This is a genomic window from Bacteroidota bacterium (genome assembly GCA_016213405.1).
In the GTDB taxonomy this organism is placed as follows: domain Bacteria; phylum Bacteroidota; class Bacteroidia; order Palsa-948; family Palsa-948; genus Palsa-948.
The window spans coordinates 1-3738 of record JACRAM010000067.1; the positions used below are offsets into that span (position 1 = coordinate 1).

4 protein-coding genes are annotated in these 3738 nt (G+C 39.5%); 1 reads left to right on the forward strand and 3 read right to left on the reverse strand.

Annotation, left to right across the window (positions count from 1 at the left end):
- The 3 genes from HY841_07850 to HY841_07860 form a co-directional block, all read right to left on the reverse strand.
- On the reverse strand, positions 1-1197 hold a 1197-nt coding region (locus HY841_07850; GenBank protein ID MBI4930660.1), incomplete at its 3' end, for a PKD domain-containing protein.
- Between the two features lie 14 nt (positions 1198-1211).
- Complete coding sequence (locus HY841_07855; protein ID MBI4930661.1) at positions 1212-1940, reverse strand: PKD domain-containing protein; 729 nt, start codon at positions 1938-1940, stop codon at positions 1212-1214.
- Positions 1941-2012: 72 nt separating this feature from the next.
- Positions 2013-2624 carry a hypothetical protein gene (locus HY841_07860; protein MBI4930662.1) on the reverse strand — a complete coding sequence of 204 codons (612 nt, stop codon included), beginning with the start codon at positions 2622-2624 and terminating at the stop codon, positions 2013-2015.
- 504 nt (positions 2625-3128) lie between these two features.
- On the opposite strand from HY841_07860, the gene HY841_07865 reads away from it, so the two are divergent.
- On the forward strand, positions 3129-3671 hold the full coding sequence (locus tag HY841_07865; GenBank protein MBI4930663.1) for a hypothetical protein: 543 nt from the start codon (positions 3129-3131) through the stop codon (positions 3669-3671).
- Positions 3672-3738: the final 67 nt, after the last annotated feature.

Sequence of the window (3738 nt, forward strand, 5' to 3'; positions counted from 1 at the left end):
ATTATATATTTCAATGTCTTTCATTTTCAAATTTTCAAATTGGCTCATCTGCACATTAAACACTCCGCTCGTGGGATTAGGATAAATCGTACATCGTGCATCGTACATCGTACTTTCATTTACTCCCATTCCGCTTTTCACGATGATATAATACTTCTTTGTGAGCGTATAAGTACATCCGCTTCCGCTGCTGGCAGTGAGTTTAACAGTAAATGTATCAACTGATGCGTATGTATGCGAAGGATTTACCACTGTGCTGCCATATCCATCTCCAAAATCCCACAAGTAACTTGTTGCATTAAGGGTGTTGTTGTAAAACTGCACAGTGGCATTAGGCAAAGAAACAATATTTTTATCCGAACTAAAATCAATTGCAAGCGCGCTGTTTGGAACAGGGTGCCATGGAGTATCAAACAGTACACGTTCAACTATGGGAATACTGTCGCCTGTGGCAGTTGTACTATATAATGTAGCCCCCGCATGCCCAACGCCCGGCACGGTATCATAAACCCATTTAAGCGTAGTGCCTCGCGTAATGGCATTGGTATCTGAAAAGTTATAAAAGTTTTTTGCGCGTTCATAGCGGCTATATCCTTCTATCGTCAGTGGCCACCAGCCATAAGCAGCAGTATCTAATGTTCCCACCATCACTCCATAGTTCTCATTATAATACTGCACTACATGCTCATTGCATAAAAAATGAAGGTCAAGTGTATCATAAATAGAGGTCTTGCAGTCCCATTCAGAGCCAACTGACCCTTTTGCTAGACCGAATGGAAAAACCATAGTGGAATCATTAAAAATATCGGTGCCAAATATGTAGCCAGCAGGCGACATAGAAACAGCCATTTTAATAGGAATGGAATCAGGAAAGAACTGCCTCACAAGCATATACCTTGTAACACATTGCGCTCCCGCTGAAAAGCCGGTAAAATAAACCGGAATGGAATCTCTGTTTTCACGCGCTAAAACATGGCGGTATATCTGTTTAAAAACGTGAGGCAGCCAAATATGAATTAAATGAATCCCTGTTCCGCAAGTCATAGTATCAGCAACATAATCATAAGCACCTGTCCATGTTGTTATAGCAAAATTCAGTGGTGGAGTAGGGGAAACAATAAGAGCGTTTCTTCTGTCTGCAATGCTTTGTACATTAATATATTGTGCTCCTATTCCGTTAAGCGCATGTATAAACAATATAATTGGGCTCGTTAAAGAATCATAAGTGATGGTTTGTAGTAATAAATCTCATATTGAAAAGTGGCGCTAAAGTCCGGCAATACTGTATTTCTATCTTCGTAAATTGTTACATTGATATAATCCGTTGATTGTCCATAAGCAATGGAGTGTATGACTGAATCAACCTTAATGTAAACGCTTTTAACCAAAGTATCTGAGCCAGCACAATTTGTTGCTATTAGTGTAACATCATAAGTACCAACGTTTGGATAATAAATGATTGGATTAAGGTCAGTGGAACTTGCAGGAATCCCTCCCTGAAAACTCCATTGAGCAGTTGTTCCGGTTGTACTTGTATTTGTAAATTTTATATAGCTGCCCATCTGTATATTTGAATCATTAGCAAAGAATGAAGCATTCGGAGATGATGGGATGGGGATATTCCATTTCAGAATGCCACACATAAAGCAGGGAGAAAATATCGTTCCTCCAACATACAAGTCGCCATTATAAACAGATAAAGAGTTAATACCGGCAGATGTTATTGCAGACCCGACAGCGCTCCATGCTGTTCCATTCCATTTTGCTATTTTATTGTTGTTGATGGGAATCCCACTAGCAGTGTCAAAATTACCTCCAGCGTATAATTCACAATTGTAAGCAGTCAATGTATAGACATAGTCATCTACTCCCGCACCCAGTGAGTCAAAAGCTGAACCATTCCAACTGGCAATATTATTAGCAGGCACATTACCCGCCATATTGAATCCTCCACCCAAATAAAGCGTCCCACTATATATTCCAAACGACCGAACGGTGCCATTTGTTCCTAATCAAACTGATGACCATGTGCTTCCATCCCAACTTGCAATATAATTAGCAGGATTACTTCCTGCATTAGTGAACCATCCTCCTGTATAAAGTTTCCCATTATATTCAAGTAAAGTCAAAACCATATCGTCAACTCCTGTTCCTACAGGCAACCAAGTTGTGCCATTCCATTTTGCAATGTAATTAGCCGGATTACCTCCAGCAACGGTAAACAAACCTCCTGCATATAATTCTCCATTATATACAGCCAATGCAGAAACTTGATCATTCATACCTGTTCCTACAGGTAACCAAGTTATGCCATTCCATTTTGCAATGTAATTAGCCGGATTTCCGCCAGCAGTTGTAAAATAACCTCCTGCATATAATTCTCCATTATACATTGCTAATGCTCTTACAAAAGCATTTGCTACACCACCCATTCCAGAACCAAGAGAATCCCAGTTAGTGCCATTCCAAGTAAATTTTCCTCCAACACACAACCGGTTATTTAAAGTATCTGTCAGCAAAGCACCTCCGGCACCGGCAGGCACAGAGCCCACTGTAGACCATGTTTGGCAATAACACAAATGGGAGATAAACATTAAAACATTGATGTATAAAAAAGTTCTCATAACATTCTTGCGTTTCATTAGAAGTGTGATTTAAGGAGCGCGCACAATCTTTATACTGGCGATGGCTCCGAAGGAGCAAGTGAGAGCAGTGATTTTTTTCATGTACTTATTGTTTTGGTTGAAAGAAGAAAAGAATGCCGACTCGTATTACGAGGATATACTAAAAAGGTTACTCTCAAACCCTGAAATCTTTTGATTGTATTTGTTGCTTTACCACGCCAATGGTACAGATAACGAATGGATACCAATTTACGAAATTACAGAATGATTCGAATATTTTGCACTTCTGTAAATCTGTAATGATTCGTTATTTGTACCCATTTACTATTCTAAAACCTGACTACCGATGGTATAATAAAAACAGCGATTCTCCTTCCTCGGCTGCCTGAAACACCCCTGCTCACGAGAAAACACCCGCCCTCACGAGATTTCGCCCCTGTTCACGAGAAACCGCGAAACATTTAAGAACTACCCTCCGTTATAGGTGCAGAATCAATCAACAAAATGAAAACGCAGGCAATATATAATGAAGGAACGACAATGAAAGAGCAATTCATCAATATTTTCGTTCGGAGGAACAGAAAAATTTTCAATCCGTTAACCTCTTCATTCAGGTTGGCAGAAAAACTTTCAATCCATCAACTTCCTCGTGGAGGTTGGCGGAAAAACTTTCAATCCGTCAACTTCTTCGTGGAGGTTGGCAGAAAAACTTTCAATCCATCAACTTCCTCGTGGAGGTTGGCGGAAAAACTTTCAATCCATCAACTTCTTCGTGAAGGTTGGCGGAAAAACTTTCAATCCGTCAACTTCCTCGTGGAGGTTGGCGGAAAAACTTTCAATCCGTCAACTTCCTCGTGGAGGTTGGCAGAAAAACTTTCAATCCGTCAACTTCTTCGTGGAGGTTGGCAGAAAAACTTTCAATCCGTCAACTTCTTCGTGGAGGTTGGCAGAAAAATAAAAATTATTCATTCATCAATAGATTTCTTTCATAATTCATTTTATGCCACAAAAACACAAAGACACAAAATTTCACAAAAGAATTTTTAGTGTTTCTTTCGTGTTTTAGTGATTTAGTGGCAGATATTTTTTTCTTATTTGAATTATGAAAGATGTC